Annotated in this window: 19 protein-coding genes and 1 pseudogene; 6 read left to right on the top strand and 14 right to left on the bottom strand. The window is 71.7% G+C overall.

The window, feature by feature from the left end:
* Positions 1-42 precede the first annotated feature (42 nt).
* From ABT354_RS02135 to ABT354_RS02155, 5 genes are all read right to left on the bottom strand, one after another.
* On the bottom strand, positions 43-1,440 hold the full coding sequence (locus tag ABT354_RS02135; RefSeq protein ID WP_351487712.1) for an MATE family efflux transporter: 1,398 nt from the start codon (positions 1,438-1,440) through the stop codon (positions 43-45).
* Between the two features lie 4 nt (positions 1,441-1,444).
* Complete coding sequence (locus ABT354_RS02140; protein ID WP_351487714.1) at positions 1,445-2,473, bottom strand: cysteine synthase family protein; 1,029 nt, start codon at positions 2,471-2,473, stop codon at positions 1,445-1,447.
* A 25-nt stretch (positions 2,474-2,498) separates the two neighbouring features.
* Complete coding sequence (locus ABT354_RS02145; RefSeq protein WP_351487717.1) at positions 2,499-3,953, bottom strand: type III PLP-dependent enzyme domain-containing protein; 1,455 nt, start codon at positions 3,951-3,953, stop codon at positions 2,499-2,501.
* Positions 3,944-4,957, bottom strand: a complete 1,014-nt coding sequence (locus ABT354_RS02150) for an ornithine cyclodeaminase family protein (RefSeq protein ID WP_351487720.1) — start codon at positions 4,955-4,957, stop codon at positions 3,944-3,946. The genes ABT354_RS02145 and ABT354_RS02150 overlap by 10 nt, the downstream gene beginning before the upstream one ends.
* A 101-nt stretch (positions 4,958-5,058) precedes the next feature.
* On the bottom strand, positions 5,059-6,069 hold the full coding sequence (locus tag ABT354_RS02155) for a TauD/TfdA family dioxygenase (protein ID WP_351487722.1): 1,011 nt from the start codon (positions 6,067-6,069) through the stop codon (positions 5,059-5,061).
* A gap of 477 nt (positions 6,070-6,546) precedes the next feature.
* On the opposite strand from ABT354_RS02155, the gene ABT354_RS02160 reads away from it, so the two are divergent.
* The 4 genes from ABT354_RS02160 to ABT354_RS02175 all read left to right on the top strand — a co-directional run bounded on the left by ABT354_RS02160 (position 6,547) and on the right by ABT354_RS02175 (position 11,652).
* Entirely contained in the window at positions 6,547-8,097 is a 1,551-nt protein-coding gene (locus ABT354_RS02160; RefSeq protein WP_351487724.1) for an ABC transporter substrate-binding protein, read from the top strand.
* Positions 8,082-9,101 carry an ABC transporter permease gene (locus tag ABT354_RS02165; RefSeq protein WP_351487726.1) on the top strand — a complete coding sequence of 340 codons (1,020 nt, stop codon included), beginning with the start codon at positions 8,082-8,084 and terminating at the stop codon, positions 9,099-9,101. Before ABT354_RS02160 ends, ABT354_RS02165 begins: the two co-directional genes overlap by 16 nt.
* 197 nt (positions 9,102-9,298) lie before the next feature.
* Positions 9,299-10,105, top strand: a complete 807-nt coding sequence (locus ABT354_RS02170; protein WP_351487728.1) for an ABC transporter permease — start codon at positions 9,299-9,301, stop codon at positions 10,103-10,105.
* Positions 10,102-11,652, top strand: a complete 1,551-nt coding sequence (locus ABT354_RS02175) for an ABC transporter ATP-binding protein (protein WP_351487731.1) — start codon at positions 10,102-10,104, stop codon at positions 11,650-11,652. The genes ABT354_RS02170 and ABT354_RS02175 overlap by 4 nt, the downstream gene beginning before the upstream one ends.
* Positions 11,653-11,746: 94 nt before the next feature.
* Here ABT354_RS02175 and ABT354_RS02180 read toward each other — a convergent pair whose 3' ends face one another.
* The 4 genes and pseudogenes from ABT354_RS02180 to ABT354_RS02195 form a co-directional block, all read right to left on the bottom strand.
* Positions 11,747-12,775, bottom strand: a complete 1,029-nt coding sequence (locus ABT354_RS02180; RefSeq protein WP_351487733.1) for a terpene synthase family protein — start codon at positions 12,773-12,775, stop codon at positions 11,747-11,749.
* Positions 12,776-12,889: 114 nt separating this feature from the next.
* Positions 12,890-13,213: pseudogene (locus ABT354_RS02185) on the bottom strand (alpha/beta fold hydrolase); the annotation flags it as partial.
* A 19-nt stretch (positions 13,214-13,232) separates the two neighbouring features.
* Positions 13,233-14,183, bottom strand: coding sequence for an NAD-dependent epimerase/dehydratase family protein (locus ABT354_RS02190; protein ID WP_351487735.1), 951 nt, complete (start codon positions 14,181-14,183; stop codon positions 13,233-13,235).
* Positions 14,184-14,316: 133 nt separating this feature from the next.
* Positions 14,317-15,057, bottom strand: coding sequence for a DUF4386 domain-containing protein (locus ABT354_RS02195; protein ID WP_351487739.1), 741 nt, complete (start codon positions 15,055-15,057; stop codon positions 14,317-14,319).
* Positions 15,058-15,165: 108 nt separating this feature from the next.
* On the opposite strand from ABT354_RS02195, the gene ABT354_RS02200 reads away from it, so the two are divergent.
* On the top strand, positions 15,166-15,870 hold the full coding sequence (locus ABT354_RS02200; protein ID WP_351487741.1) for a TetR/AcrR family transcriptional regulator: 705 nt from the start codon (positions 15,166-15,168) through the stop codon (positions 15,868-15,870).
* A 48-nt stretch (positions 15,871-15,918) separates the two neighbouring features.
* Here the strand turns inward: ABT354_RS02200 and ABT354_RS02205 are convergent, their stop codons facing one another.
* From ABT354_RS02205 to ABT354_RS02220, 4 genes are all read right to left on the bottom strand, one after another.
* Entirely contained in the window at positions 15,919-17,334 is a 1,416-nt protein-coding gene (locus ABT354_RS02205) for a GH1 family beta-glucosidase (RefSeq protein WP_351487744.1), read from the bottom strand.
* A 78-nt stretch (positions 17,335-17,412) separates the two neighbouring features.
* Positions 17,413-18,321, bottom strand: coding sequence for a carbohydrate ABC transporter permease (locus tag ABT354_RS02210; RefSeq protein ID WP_351487747.1), 909 nt, complete (start codon positions 18,319-18,321; stop codon positions 17,413-17,415).
* Entirely contained in the window at positions 18,318-19,295 is a 978-nt protein-coding gene (locus tag ABT354_RS02215; protein WP_351487748.1) for a carbohydrate ABC transporter permease, read from the bottom strand. Before ABT354_RS02215 ends, ABT354_RS02210 begins: the two co-directional genes overlap by 4 nt.
* Before the next feature lie 179 nt (positions 19,296-19,474).
* Entirely contained in the window at positions 19,475-20,776 is a 1,302-nt protein-coding gene (locus ABT354_RS02220; RefSeq protein WP_351487750.1) for an ABC transporter substrate-binding protein, read from the bottom strand.
* Positions 20,777-21,155: 379 nt separating this feature from the next.
* Between ABT354_RS02220 and ABT354_RS02225 the strand changes: the two genes are divergently transcribed.
* Entirely contained in the window at positions 21,156-23,930 is a 2,775-nt protein-coding gene (locus ABT354_RS02225) for a glycosyl hydrolase (RefSeq protein ID WP_351487752.1), read from the top strand.
* An 80-nt stretch (positions 23,931-24,010) separates the two neighbouring features.
* On the opposite strand, the gene ABT354_RS02230 is transcribed toward ABT354_RS02225, so the two are convergent.
* Complete coding sequence (locus ABT354_RS02230) at positions 24,011-25,051, bottom strand: LacI family DNA-binding transcriptional regulator (RefSeq protein ID WP_351487755.1); 1,041 nt, start codon at positions 25,049-25,051, stop codon at positions 24,011-24,013.
* Positions 25,052-25,230: the final 179 nt, after the last annotated feature.

Consider the following 25,230-nt stretch of genomic DNA (forward strand, 5'->3'; position numbering starts at 1 on the left):
CCGCGTGAACCGGGCCCCGCCCCGGCCGAAATCACTCCGGGGTCACGGTGACGCGGGGCTGGCTTCGGGGAGGCCGGCCCGCTGCGACAGCGAGGTGGAGTAGCGGCGCAGCAGGAGGACCGCGGTGGTGGCGAGGCCGGTGAGGAGGCCGAGCCAGATGCCGAGGATGTCCAGCTCCAGGGTGTGGGCGAGGAGCCAGGCGGCGGGCAGGCCCACGGCCCAGTAGCCGACGAGGGTGATCCGGAAGCCGCTCCTGGTGTCGTCGAGACCGCGCAGCAGGCCGACGCCGATGTTCTGGGCGCAGTCGAAGAACTGGAGGAAGGCGGTGACGATCAGCAGGTCCGTGGCGATGCCGACGGCACGGTCCGCGCCGGAGTCCAGGAAGGGGGCGAGGACCAGCCCGGGGAGGGTGAGATAGACGAGGCCGACGGCGGTCATGACGGCGGCGGCGCAGGCGAGGGCGGTGTTCTTGATCCGCCGGGCGTGGTCGACACGGTCGAGGGCGAGTTCGCGGCTGACGTTGATGGACGCGGCGTGGGAGAGGCCGACCGCGACCTGGAAGACGATGTAGACAAGCTGGTTGACGGCGGTGTGCGCGGCGAGGGCCGCAGGGCCGAAGGAGCCCGCGAGGAGTGCGGTGACCGAGAAGAAGCCCGCTTCGGAGCCGTAGGTCGCGGAGATCGGGACACCGAGGCGGATCAGCCGGCGGACGGTGGCGGGATCGGCCCGGGTGATGTTCAGCGTGAGCATCGGCGCGAGTTCGGGGTCGCGCCGGGCGGAGGCGTACAGCGCGAGGAAGGAGAGCAGATGGACGAGTGAGCTCGCGATGCCGATGCCGTCGAGGCCCAGTTCGGGCAGGAACCCGGTGCCGTCCATGAGGACCCAGGCCAGTCCCGCGTTGACGGCGACCGAGGCGAGGGTGATCTGGAGCAGGCCCTGCGGGCGCCGCATGCCGACCGTGAACTGCCGTATCGCCTGGAACCACAGACAGGGCAGCAGGCCGGGGGCGAGGACGAGCAGCATGTCCTGGACGAGGGGGACGATGGCCGCGTCCTGGCCGAGCCAGGTCAGGCTCCGGCCGATGAGGACCATCAGGACGGCCCCGGCGAGCCCGGCGAGCGTGGCCACCGCCATGCTCGCCCGGACGATGGCGCGGACTTCGCCCCGGGCCGCCCCGGAGGAGCCCTCGTCGTTCTTCTCCGCTCGGGCCATCGCCGCGGCGATCTGGTTGCCGACGGAGGTGATCAGGCCGACGCCCATGGTGCGGAGCTGGTTGAAGATCACCAGGGCGAGGCCGCCGGCCGCCAGCTCGCGCGTGCCGAGGAGACCCATCATCACGGTGGAGGTGGTACTGAGGGCGACCTGGGCGAGCTGGGTGAGGATCAGCGGGACGGCGAGTACCGCGAGGGCGCGGCTGTCGCGGAGAAGAGTGGTCAGCATGAGGTCATCGGTTCCTGCGGAGTTTGGTGAGCAGTTCGTCGGTCTCCCGCTCGGCCTCCGGGGAGAGCAGGCCGCGGGCACGCATCCAGTCGTCGTTGTAGACCGTGTCGAGGTACTTCTCCCCGCCGTCGTTGATGAGCGCGACCATAGTCGTCCCGGGCGGGAGTGTGGGGAGCCGGGTGAGTGCCTCGTGGACGACCCCGCCGGCGGAGCCGCCGATGAGGAGTCCGGTACGGGCGACGGCCCGGCAGGTGGCGAAGGCCTCGACATCCCCGACCTTGACCCCCTCGTCGATGAGGTCGAAGTCGACGAGGGCACCGATCTCGGCGCCCTCGGGGGTGCCGGTGCCGGACTGGTAGTAGTCGTGGGCCGGGCCGCCGAAGGCGATGGAGCCCTTCGGTTCGACGCCGATGGTGGTGAAGCCGGATATCAGGGTGCGCAGTTCCCGGGCGGTGCCGCAGAGCATGCCGCCGGTGCCGACCGCACCGATGACGATGTCGACGCGACCGTCGAGGGCCTCGGCCAGCTCGTGGGCGACGGGGAAGTAACCGACTCCGTTGCTCGGATTGTTGTGTTGCTCGGTGAAGACGGTGTTCTCCTGACCGCGGGCCATCTCCTCGGCCAGTTCCTCGCGGGCGGCGGTGGCCAGTTCCTCGGCGCCGTCGTCCGCGACGGAGACCAGTTCGGTGCCCATGGCCTTCATCGCGCGGAGTTTGTCGGCGCAGGCGTGGTTGTCGACGATGGCGGTGAAGGCGTAGCCGCGTTCGGCGGCGACGACGGCGAGCCCGAGGCCGGTGTTGCCGGAGGTGGACTCGATGATCCGGCCGCCGGGGCGCAGCTCGCCCCGGCGTTCGGCGTCGAGGACCATCTGCCGTGCCATCCGGATCTTGGCCGTGCCGGTGGGGTTGAACATCTCCAGTTTCAGCAGCAGCCTGCTGCCGGTCTCGGTGGCGGCCAGCTCCAGCAGCGGAGTGGCGCCGATGAGGTCGGACACACGGGTGACCACGGCGGGTCGGGAGAGCGCTCCGGGCATGACAGGGCTCCTGGGGGCGTCGGCTTCAGTGGAAGTGCCGGTCGAGCCGCCAGCGCGGCCGGGGGCGGTCGGTGTGGTCGATGACGACCTTGGGTGGCAGGGGGAGGTCGTGGAAGGGTGATTCGTTGGAGTCCATCTGGTAGCCGGCGGTGTTGGGGTACACCAGCAGGTCACCATCGCGCGGTCGCCGGGGAAAGGTGATCTTCCGCCAGCTGAGCATGTCCGATTCCAGACAGGTCGCGGCGCCGACGGCGGCCCGGTGCGCTCCTGCGGGGCCCTCGGCCGCTCCGCTGCGTGCCTCGGTCCGTACCCCGGTCCGGTCCTCGGTGCGTACCTCGGTCCGGGCGACTCCGGTCCGGTCGGCGTCCGGGGAGATCAGCCGGGGGTCGGGCAGATACTCGCTGGCGAACCACTGCTCGGACAGGCTCAGGCTGGTGCCGTCGACCGTGAGCAGCAGATAGCCGGCGCGTTCCTTGACGCCCTGGATCCGGAAGACGCTGCCCCCGGCCCGGTCCAGCAGGGCCCGGCCGGGTTCGAGGAGCAGGGCGGTGCCGGATTCCCGGAGGAGGTCGGCCAGCGCGCGGTCGTGTCCCTCCGGGTGGGCGGCGAGCAGGGCCCGGAGCGCCCCGGCGCCGGAGACGCGGGAGTGGTACGGGTAGAAGTCGCCGGTGCCGAAGGACTTGCGGGCGTGGTAGTGGCCGCTGTGCTGGGTGCCGAGGAACTCCTGCCAGCTGGCGGCGTCGGTGTAGCTGATGGGCAGTCCGCCGCCGACGCTGATCCGGTCGGCCTCCAGGCCGAGGGCGCGGGCCCGGAGACAGAGCCCGATCGCGGTCCCGGCGACATCGGCGCGGGCCTGGATGTCGTAGCCGGAGAGATGGAAGCTGAAACCCTCGGTACGGAGCGCCGGTCCCGCCTTGGCGCAGCGGTGGAGGGCGGCCTCCAGCTCGTCCCCGGTGAGCCCGAAGCGGCTGTGCGGCTGGGCGGCGGGCAGGACTCTGAGCAGGACACGGGCCGGCCGGGCCCGGCCGCCGAGTGCGGTCATGACGACCGTGTCCAGCTCGTCCAGGGAGTCCACGGCGATCAGCGCGCCCTGGCGGACGGCGAGCCGCAGCAGTTCGGGGTTCTTGGCGGGGCCGGTGACCACCAGGTCCTCGCCGCGTACTCCATGGCCCAGGGCCTCGCGGAGTTCACCGGCGGAGGCGACGTCGACCCCGGCGCCGTGCTCGGCACAGCGCTCGACCCAGACGGCGGCCTTGTTGGCCTTCTTCGCGTAGTACACCTGCCCGTCGAGACCGGCCTCGGCGAGTACGGCGCGCAGGGCGGCGAGGTTGCGGTCGAAGGCGTCCGGAAGGAGGAAGTGGAACGGACCCCCGAAGGCGTACGAGAGTTCCTCCAGCAGTCCGCTGCCGAGGACGGCCTCGGCGGCGGGATCCGGGAGCGCGGGCAGTCCTGGCAGCACCGGGGTGGAGGTCACCGCCACAGCGCCACCTCGGTGCCCAGGCCCTGGGCGATGGCGAGCTGCGCGAAGCGGTGACCGAGGGCGATGTCCGTGACCACGAGACCACTGTTGTAGGCGAAGATCCGCTCGGTGGCGGTGCGGCGGCCGACGGCGGTACCCGCGACGACGGGGGGGAACTCCACGTCGACGGGAGGGAGTTTGCCGTCCGGGTCGGCCATGTCGGTTCCCGTGACGTTCATCTGTGCCTCGCTGGTGGCGATCACCCGGTCCGCGCGGTGCAGGGTGGAGGGGGCGAGCCCATGACCGACGAGGACGGAGAGCGCGCCGGGCCGGAGCCAGTCGGCCTCGACGGCTGCCGCGGTGTGCCCGCCGGCGGTCGCCACGATGACATCGGCCTCGGCGGCGGCGGTCCGCAGATCCGTGACGATCTCCACCTCGCGGTCGGGGAAGTGGGCGCGCAGCCCCTCCCGTACGGCGGTGATGCCCTCGGGGTGGCTGCCGGAGAGCATGAGCCGGTCGAGCTGCGGCAGGGTGGTCAGCAGGAACGGCAGCGCCAGCCGGCCCTGGGTTCCGGTGCCGATGACGAGGGCCGAGCGGGCGCCGGGGACGGCGCACTCGCGGGCGATCAGCGCGGAGACGGCGGGGGTGCGCAGGGCTCCGATCCGGGCGCAGTCCATCATCGCGAGCGGCAGCCCGGTGACATCGTCGTAGATCGAGAGGGTGGTGTAGTAGTGCTGCTCGGAGCGGTCCTTGTCCAGGCCGTGCTTGTACGAGGTCTTGACGGCGACGACCTCGCGGGACCCGTCGCGGCCGAGCATGGCGTACGAGACGGAGTGGCCGTCGGCCGGTTTGACGGTGAGCTTGCGGGGATTGTCGGACTGTCCCGCGTGCAGGGTGCGGTAGGCGTCCTCGACGGTCGCGACGACGTCCGCGAGGGGGATGTCGAGGCCCGCGAGGTCGCTGCGCGACAGCAGGCGCAGCCGCTGGTCGGCGTCGGCCGGGGCGTGCTGGGGGGTGTCGGTCATGGGGCTGTGGTCCCTCCGGTCGGTCGGCGGATTCCGGGGATGGGCGGTCGCCCCGGCCGGGCCCGGGTGGCGGGCCCGGCCGGGGTGTTCGCGGGAGTGCTTCAGACCGCCCGCGCGGTGCTCGCGGGCGCTTCGATCGCCCGCTGTCCGTAGCCGTGCTCGACGGTCTCGGCGGCCGGGCGGCTGCGCCGGCCCGGGACCCGGACCGAGGCCCGCTTGAGCCACCGATCGGTGCCGTCGTAGCGGGCGGTGAAGGGGACCCGGCCGTGGACGACGAGGTCGTTGTCGACGACGAGCACCTCGCCGGGGTGCAGGCTCACGGCGGTGGAGACGCGGGAGAGTTCGTCCGACAACCGGCCGTACGCGGCCCGGTAGGCGTCATCCGCCTGCTCCAGCGGGGTGTACGCCGGGTCGTAGCGGAGGGTCAGCCCCTCGTCGGTGGCGTACAGCGTCGGTACCGGCGGGGGCTCCCCGCCGGCGTACCCCTGGGCCTCGCTGTAGGCGTCGTCCGGCAGGATCGGCAGGACGGGCCGGGTGAGGAGTTCCAGATCGCCGTCGGAGAGTGCGACGCGGCGGACGCTGGCGGCGGTGGTCGCGATCCGGTCGTGGTTGCGCATGCAGCCGAGCATCAGCAGATGGGCCCGGCCGGGGTGGAAGGCGTCCTCGGTGTGCGGGCTGAGCAGCACCGAGCTGCTGGCGCCGGTCTGTTCCTCCTCGTGGCCGGGGGAGGGGACGATGTTGTGCACGAACCGTCCGTCCTGCTGGCCCTGCCAGGCGATGGGGTTGCCCATCAGCGAGGCGAGCAGCAGCAGGGTCAGGTCGTGGAGGGCTCCGCTGTCCCCGGCGGTGGCCCAGTTCGCCGGGGTGGGGCCGATGTCCTGGTCGTCGACGGTGAGGCCGGACAGGACGAAGAGTCCGTCCGCGGTGTCGACGGGGCGGCAGTGCTCGCGAACGCGGTCGCCGAGACCGGCCGCGGTCTCGGCGACGCGGTCCAGCAGGCCGGGTGAGGTCTCCGAGCTGCCCAACTCGGCCAGGAGGTCTTCGGCGGCCCGGTGGATCTCGGCCGCGGAGCGGGGGTCGAGCTGACGGGCAGGTGCGGCTGCCGTGCTCATGCGTGGGTTTCCGTTTCCTTCTGAAGGCGTCGAGGTGCGGGCGCGCGGGTGCGTGCTCCGGTGACTTCGCGTGCTGTGCGCGTCCGCGGTACTCGGGACGCGTCGAGGTGCTTCGCGGTGTGACGGAAGGTGTCGGGGCCGCCGGGGGACGCCGACGTCGTCGTCGGCGGGGCGGGCATCGGTCGAACGGCCGGTGCGGGCTCCGTCGGGAGCGGTGCCGCCCTCGGCCGGTTACCGATGCACCACGGACCGTAGCACTGAAGTTAGGTAAGGCAAACCTTTTTCAATTGCCCATGAATCGTCAAAGTTTGGACAACTGCCCCCCTGGTCGGCGGAGTTCAGGGGAAGGTGACGTGCGTCTCATGCGCGGCCGATCCGCATGTCTGACGGTCCATCAATTTGAGACGCGGGTTGTTATAAGGATAGGCAAGCCTAAGAATGTCGTGGTTCTTCCTCCGACGTGGATCGAGGCTGTACGTGAACGTGAACAGGCGACAAGCTCTGCTGGCCGGTGGGGCGATAGGCGTGACGGCGGTCCTCGCCGCCTGCTCGGACGGAAACGCCCCCGCCGGACGGCCCGCCGCCGGTGGCGGCAAGCCCAGGAAGGGCGGCACGCTCCGGGTCGGCGCCCTCGGCCGCGCCGGCGCCGTCACCCGCGATCCCCACGGCACCCAGGCCAATGAGAGCGACTACCTCATCATCGCCCTCCTGTACGACACCCTCACCGCGCCCGGAAGCGGCGACAGCAACACCGCGCCCCGGCTCGCCAGCGCCTGGAAGTCCTCCGCCGACCTGCGGACCTGGCGCTTCACCCTGGCCCCCGGGGCCACCTTCCACGACGGCACCCCCGTCACCGCCGAGGATGTCGTCTGGTCGCTGCGCCGGCTCCGGTCCACCCCCGCCGGGGCCTCCCGGCTGCCCGGCATCAAGGCCGCGAACATCACCGCCGACGGCGACACGGTCGTTCTCGTCTCCGACTACCCCAACGCCGAACTCCCGCTCCTGACCCGGCTGTCCACCTTCGTCCTCAAGAAGGACACCCCGGAGCGCGAGCTGGCGAAGGCCCCCGGTACCGGCCCCTTCCGCCTCGACTGGTACCGCTCCGGCAACGCCCGGCTCGTACGCAACGAGAAGTGGCACGGCGGAGAGGTCCTCCTCGACGCCATCGAGGTCAAGATCTTCGAATCCCCGCAGGCCATGGCCAACGCCCTCCTCGCCGGTCAGATCGACCTCGCCTCCAACGCCGGCGCCGTCGCCGCCCGTACCGCCGAGAAGCGCAAGGACATCCGGATCATCCGCCGCCCCGACGACATGGCCATGCCCATCGTCATGCGCGCCGGCTCCGGACCCTTCGCCGACCGGCGGGTACGCGAAGCCCTGCGGCTCGCCGTCGACCGCAAGGCCATGGTCGACCAGGTCCTCTCCGGCTACGGCAGCGTCGGCAACGACATCCTCGGCACCGGCGACCCCGCCTACGCCCGGGACATCCCGCAGCGCGCCCGCGACCTCCAGCGGGCCAAAACCCTGCTGAAGCAGGCCGACTTCGACACCTCGAAGACCTACCGGCTCATCACCACCGAGGACGTCCCCGGACTCGCCGAGTCCGCCACCCTCTTCGCCACCCAGGTCCGTGAGGCGGACGTCCGGATCGAGGTCGTCAAGCAGGAATCCGCCGCCTTCTACGAGAAGACCTGGCTCAAGGGCGACCTCTACACCACCTACTGGGGCACCAACGACTCCGTCGTCTTCCTCGCCAGCAAGACCATGGTCTCCGAGGCCGCCCAGAACGAAGCCGCCTGGGAGAACGCCGACTTCGACACCGCCTACCGCAAAGCCATCGGCACCCGGCACCCGACCGACCGCACCCGGGCCCTGCGCCAGCTCCAGCTCCTGGAGCACGAGCACTCCGGCTATCTGCTCTGGGGCGTCGCCGAGGGCATCGACCTCGCCACCGCCGCCGTCCGCGACCTCCCCGAGCTGCCCGGCTACGGACGGGTCCAGCTGGAGCGGGCATGGCTGGCCCGCTGACCGCGAGCGGCCCCACGGGCACCGCCGCACCGGGTTCCGACGCGGGCACACGCCTGCGTTGGGCCCTGTCCGGCACCCGGTGGCTCGGCGGGGTCCTCGCCCGTCGGCTGCTGCTGCTCGCCGTGCTGCTCGCAGCCGTCTTCGCCGCCGTGGAACTGCTCCCGGGCGACGCCGCGAACGCCACCTCCGAACGCGGCGAGACCAGCGCCGACATCGACGCCCGGCGGGTCCTGCTCGGTCTCGACCGCCCCGTCCACGAGCGCTTCGCCGACTGGATGACCGGACTGCCCACCGGGGACCTCGGCGTCTCCGCCCGCGGCGAGTCCATCGCGGACCTCCTCTCCCGCCCCTTCCCCAACACCCTGCTGCTCGGCGGCATGGCGCTGCTCATCACCCTGTTCGTCTCGGTCGGCCTGGGCTGCTGGGCCGCGCTGCGCCCCGGCGGGGCCGTCGACCGCACGGTCTCCGCCACCGCCACCGGCGTCCTCGCCCTGCCCGAGTTCGTGGTCGCGGTCGCCCTGGTCCTCGTCTTCTCCCTGTGGACCGGCTGGCTCCCCGCCGTCACCCTCGCGGGGGCGGACGGCACCCCCGCCTCCTGGGACATGATGGTCCTGCCCGTCCTGGCGCTGGCGATCCCGCAGATCGGCTGGAACATCCGGATCGTGCGCGCGGCCCTCGCCGACGAGGCCGACGCGCCGCATGTGGAGACCGCCGTGCTCGACGGGCTGCCCCGGCACCGCGTCCTCACCCGTCATCTGCTGCCCGGCGCGCTGCCCACCATCACGGCGGGGATCGCCACCTCCACCGGCATGCTCCTCGGCGGCGCGGTCGTGGTGGAGACCATCTTCAACTACCCGGGCATCGGATCCGTCCTCGCGGGCGCCGTCACCGACCGCGACAGTCCGCTCATCGCCGCCGTCGTGGCGGTGACCGGGACCGTCATCACCCTCGTCCTGCTGGCCGCCGATCTGATCCGCGCCTGGGCCTCCGGAGCACGTCTATGACCAGTGAGCAGCAGAAGCGCCCCACCCCGGGCCCCACTCCGGGCCCCGACCGGGGTCCGGACCCGGCACCGGAACCCTCGGCCGCTCCGGTGGCGGAACCCGTCCCGCCGGCACCGGTCCGGGAACGGCTTCCCGCACAGGCACCCGCGCCGGGTACGGAGAAGGGAGCAGCGGGGAGCACCCCGGGCAGGCGACCCGTGCCCACCGGTGTCCTGCTCCGTACCGTGCCCGCACTCCTTCTCGTCCTCGTGGCCGTCGCCGGCCCCTCGCTCGCCCCCCACGCCATCGACGTCCCCGTCGTGGTCCCGTACGCCGGACCCGGCGGGGACGCCCCCCTCGGCGGGGACCAGCTCGGCCGGGACGTCCTCAGCCGCCTCCTCGCGGGCGGTCGCGAACTCATCGTGACCTCCCTCCTCATCGCTCTCGTCGTCACCGCCCTCTCCGCTCTGCTCGGCACCGTCGCCGCCCTCCGCCCCGTCGTCGGGAGGGTCATCGAGCGCACCGCCGATGTCCTCATGCTGCTCCCGGCCGTACTCGGCATCCTTCTCATCGCGCTCTCCTGGCCGGACGGCGGACGCCTCGCGGTGGTCACCGCCGCCGTCGTGATGGGCGTGCCCTACGCCGTCCGCCTCGTCACCGGCGCGGCGGCGCCCATCGCGGCCTCCGGCTATATCGAGGCCGCCGCCGTCGGCGGCGAACGCCTGTGGCACCTCGCCGTCCGGGATGTGCTGCCCAACCTCCGCGCCACCCTTCTCGCCCTCTTCGGGCTGCGCTTCGTCGCTGCCGTCTACATCGTGGCGACCGCGGGCTTTCTCCAGGTCGGGCCCCAGCCCCCGGCCGCGGACTGGGCACTGATGATCCGCGAGAACGCCGCCGGGATCGTCCTCAACCCCTGGGCCGTCCTGGCCCCCAGCATCGCCATCGGTCTGCTGGCCATGAGCGTCAATCTCGCCGCCTCCGCGCTCATCCCGAGGAGCGGCCGGAAAGCGGTGAACACGCTGTGAACCACACTCCGCAGTGGTACCCGGAGGGCCGGACCGCCGGGCGCGAGGTCACCGTCGAGGTCACCGGGCTGACCATCACGGCGTCGAACGGCCGGCTCCTTCTCGACGGCGGCGACCTCCGCCTCGCCCCCGGCCGGGTCACCGCCCTCACCGGGGTCTCCGGGAGCGGCAAGACCACCCTGCTCCGCGCGATCGTCGGGGCACTGCCGCACGGGGCCCGCCGGACCGCGGGCCGGGTGGAGATCGACGGCCGGGACGTCCTGGACCTCGACCCCGATGCCCTGCGCGCCCTCCGCCGCCACCGGCTCGCCTATGTCGGCCAGGACCCCGCCACCGGGCTCAACCCCCATATGAGAGTGCGCGGACTCCTCTCCGAGACCGCCGTGAACCGCGACACCCGGGCGCTCATCGCCCTGCTGGAGGAGGTCCGCCTGCCCGGGGACCGAGCCTTTCTCTCCCGCCGCCCCGGTGAACTCTCCGGCGGCCAGCAGCGCCGGGTCGCCCTCGCGCGTGCCCTCGCCCGCCACCCGTCGATCCTTCTCCTGGACGAGCCGACCGCCGGACTCGACCCCGCCCTGCGGGACGAGATCGCCGAACTGCTGCGCCACCTCGCCCGCAGTCACCGGCTCGCCGTCGCCCTCTCCTGCCACGACGGTGACCTCGTGTCCCGGCTCGCGGACGAGGTCGTGAACCTCTCCCCGGCCGTGGGCCCCCGGACCGGTCCACCGGCCCGGCCCGTCCGCCGGATCGCTCCTGCGGCGGATGCGCCCGTGCTCTCCGTCAGCGGATTGCACGCCGCGTTCCGTCGCCGCGGTGCCGATGTGCCCGTACTGCACGACATCGCGTTCAGCCTCGCTCCCGGAGCCGTCGCCGGGATCGCCGGGCCCTCCGGCTCCGGCAAGACCACGCTGATCCGGGCCATCGCGGGACTGCACCGGCCCACCGCCGGCACGGTGTCCCTGGACGGCACCCGCCTCGCGCCCACGGTTGTGGGACGGAGCCGGGAGCAGCGCCGCCGCCTTCAGTTCGTTCCCCAGGACCCCCTGGGGACGCTCAATCCCACCCGTACCCTGGGGGCCGCCATAGGCCGCCCCTTGCGGCTGCACCGCCGGACCGCCGGCCGGGCCGCGACCGCCGACCGCGTACGGGAACTGCTGGCCGATGTCGGCCTCCCGGCGGATTTCACCGGCCGCTATCCATCGGAACTCTCCGGCGGCCAGCGCCAGCGGGCCTCCATCGCCCGGGCCCTCGCGGCGGACCCGGACGTTCTCCTGTGCGACGAGGTGACCTCGGCACTGGACGCCTCCACCGCCGAGGCCATCATGGACCTGCTGGAAAGGCTCCGCGGGGAACGTGCTCTGTCGGTCGTCCACATCAGCCACGATCTGCGCCTGCTGGCGACGTGTACGGACACGATGCTCGTCCTCGCGGACGGCCATGTCACCCGCTCCGGGCCCACGGAGGCGTCGCTCGCCGAACACGGGGACGTCCATGACGACAAGGCGGAGTCCGGGGGTGTGAGACCCGGCCACACCGTGCTGCCCTGATCACGTGACCAGGTCCGGCTCCGGACCCGTGCGGAGCCGGACCCTGCGGTGGGCCAGTGCCTCGGTGGCCATGGTCCGGAATGTCGTCGAATGGTCAAGGACCCGGAAGGCGCGCACCGAGAAGATTGCTCACGTGGTGTGCGCCTTTCATCTGTTCCTCCTCGGGTTGCATGTAGCGCTGGCTGAGGAAGGCGTAATCATGATCACCGCGTACGAGCTGCCGGTAGGCCGTCAAGCATTGCAGGATGTCGGGGATCAGGTCCTCGTCGCCGAGTGTGGCGACCTGGTCGAGAACCTGCTTTTCGAGGGAAATCATCTTTTTGACTTTTGTCGTCACTAAGTTGTTGACTCGGCGGACGGCCTCCGGGGTCGAGTGTTGGTGATTCTTCTCCAGGATGAACACCGCGTTGTGGGAGTACGCGGAGATGCGCTCCTTGCGGGCCGACAGGAGGTCGTTGTAAAGGCCGACTCTCTGGCAGGCGGAGTCACGAAGCTCGCGCCATGCGGGGAGTTGTCGTACCGGCTCGGGGAGATCGATAGCGCATGCAATCTCGCACATGTCCAAGTACATGGGCATTCCGACGGAGTAGATGCGGTGCATCTGGTATTCGTCGATGGAGGGAAGGCGACCACTCGTGCGGTCGATGGTCTCGGCATAGTAGGTCCACAGCCACTTGCTGACGTCAGTCCGGAAAGACCTGCGCCAGCTCGCAGACCGATCGGCGGTGAGTCGGTTCCAGAGGTCGAGCAGTGCTTCACTCAAGAGGTTGGTGGGCTCTGCGCCGTGCATGACTTCGGTGAGGTGTTGAATGGCTTCCGCGCTGAACGAGGGTTGCTTCCCCGCTGGTCCGTCGTCGAATTCGTCGTCGAGGATGAAGGCGAAGGCCGTCCACTGGCCGATCAGACCGACTACCTCGGGGGTGGCGTGGGGGTAGTACAAGGCGGAGACCAGTTCGGGCTGGGTGCGCCGCAGATAGCGTCGGTTGGCGGGCGCCTGGCAAATGCCCGCCGTGTCGATCCACTGCCATGTCGCGATCTCCGCCTGGGTGAGGGATTGGTTGGGTCCTGCCGGCGGGAACGGCATGGAGAAGTCTGTGCTGGAGAAGTCGAGTTCAGATGGCATGTGGTGAGACCTGCCCTTCCTGTTCCTTTGGTCGAGCCCAAAAGAGAGTGCAGGCCGACCGCGTGCGGGTCGTGGGTGAGCGCGCTCAACAGGGCAGTACCCACCTCGTTGCCCTCACCCACCGGGTTCAGCGGACGGGCAGTGCCCGCGCCCTTCGGATGGCCGATTGTGCGGGTGCGGAACGTTCTCTTCCATGTGGGGGCCAGGGTGTCGGCACGCTCTCTGAACGTCCGCTCCGGATACGGCGCGGCCGTGCCCAGGGCATCGACGAGCCCGTCCCGGGTCGCGACCCGGGACGGGCGGATTCCGTGCGAAGGTCAGGTCGATGTCGCAGACCGTTCCGCTGTCCTCGACGATGAGCGCGGTGACACGATGGGGATACCGGGCGGCGAACCGATAGGCGGTCACGCCGCCCAGGGAGTGACCGAGTACCGCGGCCTTCGTCGGCCCGCGCCGGTCAGTCGGTCGTCGCCGGGTGGGCGCGGTGCCAGGCGACCGTCGCGGTCACGGCATCGTCGGGAGCGGTGGTCTCCACGGGGCCGAAGGTGCGGCGGTACAGGCTGTCGTCGACGGTCCAGGGGCGGCTGAACTGATACCAGATGTCCACCATTTCACGGGCCGCCGGGTCGGCCAGGCCGGCGAGTCGCATCAGCGGTTTGGTGACTCCACGCATACGGGCGGGGCGGCCCGCCGCCGTGGCGAGCTGTTCGATGAAATGGCGCGGAGTGACAGCCGGGGCGGCGGGCAGGACGAAGGTCCGCCCGTCGGAGTCGTCGCGCTCGCCGAGGGTGACCAGGGCGGCCGCGATGTCCGGCAGATAGTGCAGGGCGTGGGGGACGTCGAGCCGTCCGGGCCAGTTCACCGTTCTGCCGCGCAGCACGGCGGGCACCACCGCGGTGCCGATGACGCTGTGGGTACCGCCGGGGCCGTAGTAGTCGCTGGCCTGACCGATGGTCACCTTCAGACGGCCGGTGCTGTGGGCCCGGAGGAGCCGGTCCGCCATCGCCTTGCGTACGGCGCCCTTCCGGCTTGTCGGCCGCCGGGGTGTCTGCTCGGACACCGGACCGTCGACCGGTTCGTACAGGTAGAGGTTGTCGGCGAGGACGAGTTTCGCGCCCGCCGCCGTGGCGCCCTCGATGACGGCCTCGGTGAGCGGGGGGAACTCCTGCGGCCAGCGGTGGTAGGGCGGCTGGACGCAGTGGTACACGACGGTCGCGTCCGCGCAGGCGGCGCGGGCACCCTCGGCCGTGGAGACATCGGCGGCGAGGGCGGTGACACCGGCCGGCTGGCCGAAGGCCGGGCGGCGCCGGACGGCGCGGGTGCGGTGGCCCCGGCGGGCCAGCTCCTGGACGACGGAGGAGCCGATGCCGCCACCGGCGCCGAGAACAACATGGAGAGGAGTGGACATGGTGCCTCATTTTCCTGGTGGTGCGTACGAGCCGCTCACCCGAAGGATCAGCGGGGCCGGGGCACAGGGGCGGAAGGGCGCTCGGCGTTTCCGGCCGGGTACGCCACCCGGCCCCGGAGCCGGCGGCCCTGACTCACCGGCGCCGGCGGACGAGGGTGACGGCAGCGGCCAGGAACCACAGATGCAGGAGAGCGGTGCCGACCGAGGTGGCGGCGCCCGGGTCGGCGCCGGCGATCTCCACCAGCGGCAGCGCGAGACCGGCCGCGGCGGCAAGGCCCGCGATCAGCAGCCAGCGGGGGGCGGTGCCGGTACGCAGGGCCGCGACCACGGTGCACACGAGCCAGCCCACGGCGAACAGCGAGACGCCCAGGACTTCGCCGATCCCGCCGCCGAAGTCGTTGAGCACCTGGTACTGCACGGCCACCGCCTCACGGAGGGACGCGTCGGACGGGTCGGAGGCGTCGCCGTAGGTCTGGGCCAGACCGGGCATCGGGAGCAGCCAGCGGGATATCCCGATCGTGCGGGCGAGGGTCGAGACAACGGCGAACCCGATGGCCACCCGGCTGAGCGCACTGTCCGTACCGCCGGTCAGCACCCGGGTGGTCCACACCGCGACGGGCAGGAACAGCACGGAGTAGGCCAGATAGACGGCGTACCCGGCGCGGACGGCGCTCTCCTGCTCAAGCAGCCGCGGCAGGGCGACGGCGGCCGGGTCGTCGAGGCCGGCGGGCCAGCCGATCGCGGGCCCGAGCACCAGCAGGGGAACGAAGATCAGCAGGCCCTCGACGGTCAGCAGGGCGGCGGCGGTACGCCGTGGGCCGAAGGCGCCGGGCGGCGCGTCGAGGGGATGGTCCGGCCGATGGGTGACGGACATGGCTGCGCACTCCTTGCGTCGGGCGTTCGCAAAGCGACGGGTGTTCGCACAACATAGAGTGCGTCGTTCACGATGTAAACGCTGTTCGCTCTTTGGTAGGGTGCCGATATGCCCGTACCCACCCGCCGTGACCGGCTCCGCGCCGAGACACTGGACGAGATCAAGGCCGTTTCCCTCCGCCAGTTGCGCGAGGTCGGGGCGGCCCAGCTCTCGCTCCGGGCGGTCGCGACCGCCCTGGGCATGAGCCCGGCCGGGCTCTACCGCTACTTCGACAGCCGGGACGCACTACTGACCGCGCTGATCACCGACGCCTTCGACCGGCTCGCCGACACGGTCGAGCGGGCCCGGGACGCCGACCCCGCCGCAGATGTGGCCGACCGGCTCTTCGCCGGACTGGTCGCCTACCGCCGATGGGCCGTCGAACACCCGCAGGAGTTCGGCCTGGTCTACGGAACCCCAGTCCCCGGCTACGCCGCCCCGCCGGACGGCCCGACCAGTGTGGCCACCCGTCGCATCGGTGAGGCCTTCCTGCCGCTGTTCGTCGAGGGCTGGCGGCAGGGCCGGCTCCGGCCGTCCGACGAGGTCGCGCCCGATCCGGCACTGACCCACTGTGCCGCCGCGATCCACCCCGACCTGCCGCCCGCCGCCGCGGCCGTCGTCCTCGGAGCCTGGACCCGTCTGCACGGCCTCGTCATCCTGGAGGCGTTCGGCCATCTCCGCTGGCTCGGGGACGACACCGGCCACCTGGCCGAGCAGCAACTCCGGCTGCTGCTCGCGGAGATCGGGCTGCGCCCCGGATCCGGCGCGCGGTGAGCCGGCCGAGCCGGCCGAGCCGTCGACGGCCGCCCCCGGCGCGGGTGTTCAGGGGCGGGTGAGCCCGCCCCGGGCGATGACGTCCGCGTACCAGCGGGCGCTGTCCTTCACCGTACGGCGCTGGCTCGCGAAGTCCACATGGACGATGCCGAACCGCTTGCTGTAGCCCTGCGCCCACTCGAAGTTGTCCAGCAGCGACCACAGGAAGTACCCGCGTACATCCACGCCGTCCTCGATCGCCCGGTGGACGGCGGACAGATGCGCCGCCAGATAGGCCACCCGCTCCGGGTCGTGCACCTGCCCGGACGGATCGGCGTAGTCGTCGTACGCGGCCCCGTTCTCGGTCACCAGCAGCGGCAGGCCCGGCAGTTCGTCGCGCAGCCGGGTCAGCAGCTCGTACAGTCCGTCCGCGTCCACCGGCCAGCCCATCGCCGTGCGGGGCCCGGCCGCCGGGGCGAACGCGACCCGCTCCTCCGCGCCCGCCCACGGCGACGGCGACGGTGACGGCGAACCCGACCCGCCCGCCGAGACAACACTGGGGGAGTAGTAGTTGATGCCCAGGGAGTCGAGGGGAGCGGAGACGATCTCCAGGTCGCCGTCCCGCACGAAGGACCAGTCGGTGACCGGCGCGGTGTCCTCGACCAGATCCTCCGGCAGCCGCCCGTGGAAGACCGGGTCCAGGAAGATACGGTTGCCGACCGCGTCGATCCGGCGCACCGCGTCCCGGTCCGCAGGGGAGTCCGTCAGCGGCCGCAACGCGTGCAGATTGAGGGTCAGCGAGATCTCGGCGGTGGACGGCAGCCGGTCGCGCAGCACCCGGGTGGCCCCGCCGTGCGCCAGATTGAAGTGGTGGGCGGCGCGCAGCGCGGCGGGATGGCTCGTACGCCCCGGGGCGTGGACGCCGTTGCCGTAGCCGAGGAACGCCCCGCACCAGGGCTCGTTGAGCGTGGTCCAGGTGGCCACCCGGTCGCCCAGCGCACCGGCCACGAGCGCGGTGTACTCGGTGAACCGGTGCGCGGTGTCCCGCTCCGGCCAGCCGCCCGCGTCCTCCAGCTCCTGCGGCAGGTCCCAGTGGTAGAGCGTGGCGACGGGTCGGATCCCGGCCGCCAGCAGCTCGTCCACCAGCCGCCGGTAGAAGTCGAGTCCGCGCTCCGCCGCGGGGCCCCGGCCGGTCGGCTGGACCCGGGGCCAGGAGACCGAGAAACGGTAGTCGGTGACCCCGAGATCCCTCATCAGCGCCACATCGTCCGGCATCCGGTGCAGATGGTCGGCGGCGATGTCGCCGGTGTCGCCGTTGCGGACCTTGCCGGGCGTCCTGCTGAAGGTGTCCCAGATGGACGGCGTGCGGCCGCCCTCCGCGGCCGCTCCCTCGATCTGATAGGCGGCGGTGGCCGTCCCCCAGCGGAATCCGGCGGGGAACCGCAGCGCCGCCATGGTCTCGGGGCGGGCATCGACAGCGGTCATGATTCTGACACTCCAGGGGGTGAGGGGGGTGAGGGGGGTGAGGGGAGCGGGGGGACCGGGGCCGGACGGGTGCGGAGGTCAGCCCTTGACGGCGCCCTGCATGATGCCGCCGACGATCTGCCGGCCGAGCAGACCGAAGACCAGCAGCACCGGGAGCGTGCCGAGCAGCGTGCCCGCCATGATCACCGACTGGTCGTGGACATAGCCGCCGCCCAGCTGCCGCAGCGCGACCTGCACCGTCGGCTCCTGCGAGGACAGGGCGACGATCGGCCAGAAGAAGTCGTTCCACGCCGTCATGAAGGTGAGCATCCCGAGCACCGCCATACCGGGCCGGGCGATCGGGATCACGATCGACCGGAAGATCCGGGCGGTGGAGGCCCCGTCCACCCGGGCCGCCTCGATCAGCTCGTCCGGCAGCGACTGCACCAGGTACTGACGCATGAAGAACACCCCGAAGGCCGAGACCAGCCCCGGCAGGATCACCGCCTGGAGCTGATTCACCCACTGGAGTTCGGCGATCAGCATGAAGAGCGGGATGACGCCGAGCTGCGGCGGGATCATCATCGTGCCGACGGTCAGGGTCAGCAGGGCGCCCCGGCCGCGGAACCTCAGCTTGGCGAAGGCGAACCCGGCCAGTGTGCAGCACAGCACCGTACCCACGGTGATGGACCCGGACACGATGAGGGAGTTCAGCAGCGCCCTGCCGATCTCCGCCTCTTCGAGCACCGCCTCGAAGTTCCCGATCAGATGCGGCCCCGGCAGCAGGCTCGGCGGGACCTTCGCGAGATCGGCGTTGGACCGGCTGGCGGCGACGATCGTCCAGTAGAACGGGAACACCGAGATCAGCAGCGCGAGGCCGAGGATCAGCCAGGAGAGCGGGCCACCGCGCAGGGCTCCGGCCCGCCGTCTCCTTCTCCGGCCCCGAGGCGGGTCCCGGTCGGTGCGGCCGGACCCGGGGGCGGCCGGCGGTGCGGCGAGCGCGGTCATCGGCCGGCCTCCTCGCGGGAACGGTGGCGGGCCACCGGGGCGTTGACCCCGACGAGCACCACGATCAGGACGAAGGTCACCCAGGCGACGGCGGCCGCCCGGCCCAGATGGAAGAAGCCCCAGCCCTGCTCGTACAGATAGAGTCCGAGCGTCTGGTACTGGTGCGAGATGCCACCGGACATGGACCCCTCGAAGAGCAGCGGCTCACCGAAGAGCTGGGTCGCGCCGATCGTCGACACGATGACCGTGAAGACGATGGTGGGCCGCAGCCCGGGCAGGGTGACATGGAGGAACTGCCGCCAGCGCGACGCGCCGTCCATCTCGGCCGCCTCGTACAGCTCGCCCGGGATGGACTGCATGCCCGCCAGATAGATCAGCGCGTTGTAGCCCGTCCAGCGCCAGACGACGATGGTGGATACGGCGATCTGCGAGGCGACCGTACCGGTCTGCCAGTCCACCGGACCGAGGCCGACCAGCCCCAGCAGATAGTTGATCAGGCCGAAGTCGCGTCCGAAGAGTTGCGCGAAGACAAGCGTGGCGGCGGCGACGGAGGTGGCGTACGGCAGCAGGATCGCGGTGCGGATGAACGTACGCCCGCGCAGCCGGTAGTTGAGCAGGTGGGCCAGGCCCAGGGCCATCGCGAGCTGTGGCACGGTGGAGAGGACGCCGATGGTGAAGGTGTTGCGCAGCGCGGTCCAGAAGTACTCGTCCGTGAGCAGCGCCGTGTAGTTGGCGAGGCCCCGCCACTCCATGTCACCGCTGGTCTGGAGATCGACCCGGTGGAGCGAGACAAACGCCGTGTAGAGCAGCGGGAAGAGGCCGAAGGCGATGAAGAGGGTGAAGAAGGGGGCGATATAGGTGTACGGGGAGAGCGCGCGCCAGGTGCGCCGGAGCGATCCGGCCCGGCCGTCGCCCGGCCGGGGTCCGTCGCCCGGGGCCCGGGGCGCGGCCTTCGCGGTGGCGGTGGGGGACACGGTACGGCCCTTCGGAATCGGGAAGCGGCGGGGGTACGGGCCGGGGGCGGGGTACGTGGTTCCGGGGGTACGGGGGTACGGGTACGGGGGAACACGGGACCCGGCCGGTTCCGGTGCCGGACGGTCGGCGGAGCGGTCGGCCAGCGGTGGAGCGGGGGCTCCGGCCTCCGGCGGCGGCGTCAGCCGATCACACGGGCCACGCCCTTCTTCGCTTTCTCCCATGCCTCGTCGGACGAGGTGCCCCTCCGCTCGACCTCGCTCAGAGCGTTGGTCAGCTGCTGGGCGATGTTCTGGTCGTGCACCCCCAGCACTTGCACCGGGGACTCCTTGGCCGCGTCACCGAAGATCCGGCCGATCGGCGCGTCGGAGAAGTACGGGTCCCTGGCGTCCGCCACCTTCGCGATGGCCCCCGTGGAGGACGGGAAGTTGCCCTGCTTCCGGAAGAGCTTCGCCTGCTGCTCGGGGGCGGTGAGCCATTCGATCAGCCGGTACGCCTCCTTCTTGTGCCGGGCCGCGCGCGGGATCGAGAGATAGGAGCCGCCCCAGTTGCCCGCGCCGCCGGGCAGCTTCGCGATGTCCCACTTGCCCCGGCCCGCCTCCCCGGCCTGGCCCTTGACATAGCCGAGCATCCACGCGGGGCACGGGATGGTGGCGAAGGACCCGGCGGAGAAGGCCTGGTTCCACTGCGGGGACCACTGGTCGAGCTTCGCGCTCAGTCCGGCGTCGGCCGCCTCCACCGCGGTGTCCCATGCCCGTCTGACCGCCGGGTTCCGCTCGTGGATCAGCTCGCCGGAGGCGTTGTAGTAGCGCTCCTTCTCCTGCCCGATCATGATCGAGTAGAGGCTGCCGACACTGTCCAGCCAGGCACTCCTGGCGGGGGCCTTCCGCTGGTACTCCCTGCCCAGCTCCAGATAGCCCTCCCAGGTGGACCACCTACGGGCCAGTTCCGCACGGCCGGTGGGGAGTCCGGCCCGCGCGAGCAGATCCGTGCGGTAGCACATCGCCTCGGGACCCACATCCGTGCCGAGACCGAGGATCCTGCCGTCCCCGGTGACCGCCGCCGACCACTTGGCCCGGGCGAAGCGGTCCTTGAGCCGGTCCGCGCCGAACTCCTTGAGGTCCTGGAATCTGTCGGACTGGCGCTGGGTGACAGATGCGATCCGGCCCACCTCGACACCCTGTACATCGGCGAGGCCACCGCCGCCGGCCAGCCGGGTCTGGAGCGACTTCCAGTAGTCGGCCTCGTCCTCGGTGTCGCTCTGCTTGATGGTCACCCCGGGGTTGAGCCGCTGGTACTCCTCGTACAGACCGGCCTCCTGGTAGCCGAACGATCCGAAGAGATCGACGGTGAGTGTGACCTTCCCGCCGGGGCCGGAGGAGTCCGGGGCGTCCCCGGATCCGCAGGCGGCGAGGAGTGCCCCGGCGAGGGCGGCCGCGCTGAAGCGGAGGGTGGCTCTCCTGGCGGCTCGGGCGATGGGCATGGGAAGCCTCCCTTGGCTGCGGGACGAACCGAGCGCATGAACCGAGCGCATGAACCGAACGGGTGAACCAGGCGCATGAACCGAGCGTGCACAGAGCGGGCGCCGGGCATGAACCGGGCGCCGGGCGTGAGCCGAGCAGGTACCGGGCGTGGGAAGAGCATGAACCGAGCGCTGTGAGAGCGCTCTCACCATCTGCGTCTGGAGCGTCCCCCGCCGCCCCGCCCCCGTCAAGACTCGAACACATATCGGCTCGCATTCTGTCCAACTCGCCTCCGCACGGGCTCCCTTGACACCGGCGTTTCAGGAGTTTTACGTTCCTTGGCATGTGAGAGCGCTCTCGAAAGCGCTCTTCACCCCCATGACTTCCGAGGTGCTGCCCATGCAAGCCTCCCTCTCCAGACCCGCATCGGCGCTGACACTGGCTCTTGTCCTGGCCGCCGTGGGTCTGGGCCCCGCGGCGGCCCCCGCGGTGGCCGCCACCATCCCCGCCGGCTCCGGCAGCTACACCGACACCCGCCCGGCCGGAACCTCCGGGCCGACGACCAACACCGGCACTCCCGTCACGCCCAAGCTGACCGCCGCCGCCCGGGACAAGCCGGTCCCGACCAACGACTGGTGGTCCTCCCTCGCCTACCAGCGCTACGGCGACAACCCGTACTCCACCCCGATGTACGGCCACCCCCTCACCTACCAGGCGAAAGCCTCCGGCCTTGAGGTCGGCTACCCGACCGAGCCCGCGATCGTCGGCGACGGCCGGCAGTACGAGTACGCCCACCGGGCCGATCTCACCGTCGGGCTCACCGGCCTCGCCTCCCCGGACACCAAGGCCGACGCCTGGTCCGACTGGACGGTCACCCCCTACTGGGCCGACGGCACCCGCACCTTCCGGGCCACCATCGGGCACGGCATGCCCTTTGTGTACGCCAGGGGCTCCGGCGGCGACGCCCGGATCACCACCGCCGCCGCGCCCACCGTCTTCGCCGACAGCGGTAATGTCCTCGGCATCACCGTCGCCGGACACCACTACGCCCTCTTCGCCCCGACCGGCAGCGACTGGAACATCTCCGGTTCCGTGATCACCGCCGGTCTCGGCGCCAAGGACTACTTCTCGCTCGCGGTCCTGCCCTCCACCGGCGCGCTCGCGACGTACCGCGCGTACGCCTTCAGCTTTGTCACCGGTTCCCGGGTGGCCTGGCAGACCACCGGCGGCAGGGTCAGGGCCACGTACACCCTGACCACGGAGGCCAGGGAGGGCACCGAGCGCGGCACGCTCCAGGCCCTCTACCGCCATCAGTGGCTGCACACCACGGACGCGCTGACGCCGTACACCTATGTCTCCCCGCGCGGCACGATGAAGGTACGGGAGTCCGCCTCCTTCACCACCAGCCAGCGGAGCAATGGCGTACTGCCCGCGCTCCCCGTGTCCGGCGGTGTCGACCGGGCGCGGCTGACCGGCTACCTCAACGAGGTGGTGAACGCCTCCGACCCGTTCTCGGGGGCCACGGACACCTACTGGACCGGCAAGGCGCTCGGCCGGCTCGCCCAGCTGGTGCCGGTCGCCGACCAGATCGGGCAGACGGCCGTGCGCGACAGACTCCTCGGCCTGATGAAGGGCCGGCTCCAGGAGTGGTTCACGGCGGACGGCGCCGCCGGGTTCAGCCATGACCGGAGCTGGCGGACCCTCACCGGCTACCCCGCCTCGTACGGCAGCGACACCGAGCTGAACGACCACCACTTCCACTACGGCTACTACGTCTACGCGGCCGCCGTCATCGCCCAGTACGACCCGGCCTGGGCGGCGGACCCGGCCTGGGGCACCATGGTCGGGCATCTGGTGCGCGACACCGCCAACCCCAGCCGTACCGACTCCGCCTACCCCTTCCTGCGCGGCTTCGATGTGTACGCGGGCCACAGCTGGGCCTCCGGACACCAGGGCTTCGCGGCGGGCAACAACCAGGAGTCCTCGTCGGAGTCGGTCAACCTCAGCGCCGCACTCGTGCTGTGGGGCTCGGCCACCGGCGACACCGCGCTGCGCGATCTCGGCGGCTATCTGCTGACCACCGAGTCCGAGGCGATCACCCAGTACTGGTTCGACGCGGACCAGCAGGTCTTCCCGGCCTCGTTCGGCCATGACACCGTCGGCATGGTCTGGGGCAGCGGCGGCGCGTACGCCACCTGGTGGACCGCGAACCCGGAGGAGATCCATGGCATCAACGTCCTCCCGGTCACCGGCGGTTCGCTCCATCTGGCCCGCGAGAAGGCGGCCATCAGGCGGAACATCGCCGAGATGGAGCGCGCGAACGGCGGCCCCGCCCAGGAGTGGCGCGATCTGCTGTGGGAGTTCGAGGCGCTGGCCGACCCGGCGGCCGCGAAGGCCAAGTGGGACGCGGGCGGCTCGGCGTACACCCCGGAGCAGGGTGAGTCCAGGGCGCACACCTACCACTGGATCGCCACGCTGGGCACGCTCGGCGCACCCGATATGACGGTGAGCGGATCCCTGCCGACCTCGGCCGTCTTCAGCAGGAACGGCACCCGCACCTATGCCGCCCACAACCACGGCCCGACCGCCACGACGGTGACCTTCTCGGACGGCAGGACGCTGTCCGTACCCGCACGGTCGACCGCGACCGGCACCGGTGCCGGGAACCCCGACCCGGGGGAGCCCCATCCGCCGACCGGGAACACCTTCCGGCTCGCGTCGGGCGGGATCCTCACCACCGCCACCGACGGACCGGCGGGAGCCGACACGCTGGCCTCGGCCGACGGCGTCAACCGGGACGGAACCCCGTACCGGCAGACGGTCTACGAGATCAGGAGGGTCGACGGAACGCTCGCACCCGGCGCCGCGACCGCCTTCCGGCTCCGGGTGGACGCGGGCACGACGGTCGGGCTCGCCCCGCAGGTCCGGGTCGGCTACGACCTGACCGGCGACGGTACCTTCGACCGGACCGAGACCTATCGCTACTTCGCGACCGACCCGGTCGCGGGCTGGGAGGAGTACACCCAGGCGGCGGGCGTCAAGGCGGTGACCGGCGGCCTCGGCGACCTGGTGGGCGGCACCGTTCGCCTGGAGATCTGGAACGCGCTCGGCAACGGGACCTCCCAGGTGCAGACCGGAACCGACGGGGCGGTGCTGAGGATCCCGTACGCGTAGGGGTCGCGGCCTCCCGGAGCGGACCGGGTGCGGCGGGCACCGGGCCTGGTGGATCAACGGCTTTGTGGGCCACCGGCCTGTCAGGCGGAGGCCCGCCGCACCAGCGTGGTCGGGGTGATGACCGAGTCGGGGGTGTCCGCTCCCGAGCCGTCCCGGTTGAGCCCGCGCAGCAGCAGCCGGGCCATCAGCCGGCCCTGTCCCTCGATGTCCTGGCTGACGGTGGTCAGCGGCGGATCGGTCGCCTCGGCCACCGATGCCATGTCGTCGAACCCGACCAGCGCGACCCGGTCGGGGACGGTGATCCCCCGCTCGCGCAGCACCCGCAGCGCACCCGACGCCATGAGGTCGTTGGCCGCGAAGACGGCGTCCAGGTCGGGCCGCCGCTCCAGCAGCTCGGCCATCGCCCGCGCCCCGCTCTCCACGGTGAACGCCCCGGCGGCGACGAGGGTCGGGTCCACGTCCAGCAGCACATCCCGGTAGCCGTCGAACCGGTCCTGTGCCGATGTCTGGTCGGGCGGCCCGGCGATGTGCGCGATCCGCTCCCGTCCGAGCTCCCGCAGATACCGCACGGCCACCCGCGCCCCGCCCCGGTTGTCGGCGTCCACATAGGGCACGGCCCCGGCCCCGGGGTCCGCCGTCCAGCCGGGGCGGCCCCCGTAGACGGTCGGGACGCCGGCCCGCCGGGTGATCGCGGGCAGCGGGTCGTCGGTGTGCAGCGAGAAGGCGAGCGCGCCGTCCACATGCCCGCCGGAGAGGTACCGGGCGATCCGGTCGAAGTCGCCGGGCCCCTCCACCAGCAGCAGGACGAGCTGGGTGTCATGGGCGGTCAGCTCCTTGCTGATGCCCCGTATCTGCTGGGAGAAGAACGGGTCCGAGAAGATCCGTATCTCCGGCTCCGCGATGACCACGGCCACCGCCCCGGTCCTGCGGGTGACCAGGGTCCGGGCGGCGTGGTTCGGGATGTAACCCAGCTCGTCGACCGCCTGGAGGACCTTGTCGACCAGGGGCTTGCGCACCCCGTTGCCCCCGTTGACCACCCGTGAGGCGGTGGCCCGGGACACCCCCGCACGGGCGGCGACGGCTTCCAGGGTGGGCCGGGACCCGGGGGACTGCTCGGGCAAGGCGGGCGCTCCTCGTCGACGGGGGCGGCGGCACGTCGTGCGGGCGATGCCGTGGACCGTGGCCGGAACGCCTACAGCCTAGCGTCGGGCGGCCGTCCCCATGAGAGCGCTTCCACCCCGCTCACCTCCCGTACGCGAGGCCGGTCGACTACAGCGGTGTGCGGGGGAGCCGACGGGAG

Origin of the sequence: Streptomyces sp. NPDC000594, from assembly GCF_040299965.1 — a bacterium.
Taxonomy (GTDB): domain Bacteria; phylum Actinomycetota; class Actinomycetes; order Streptomycetales; family Streptomycetaceae; genus Streptomyces.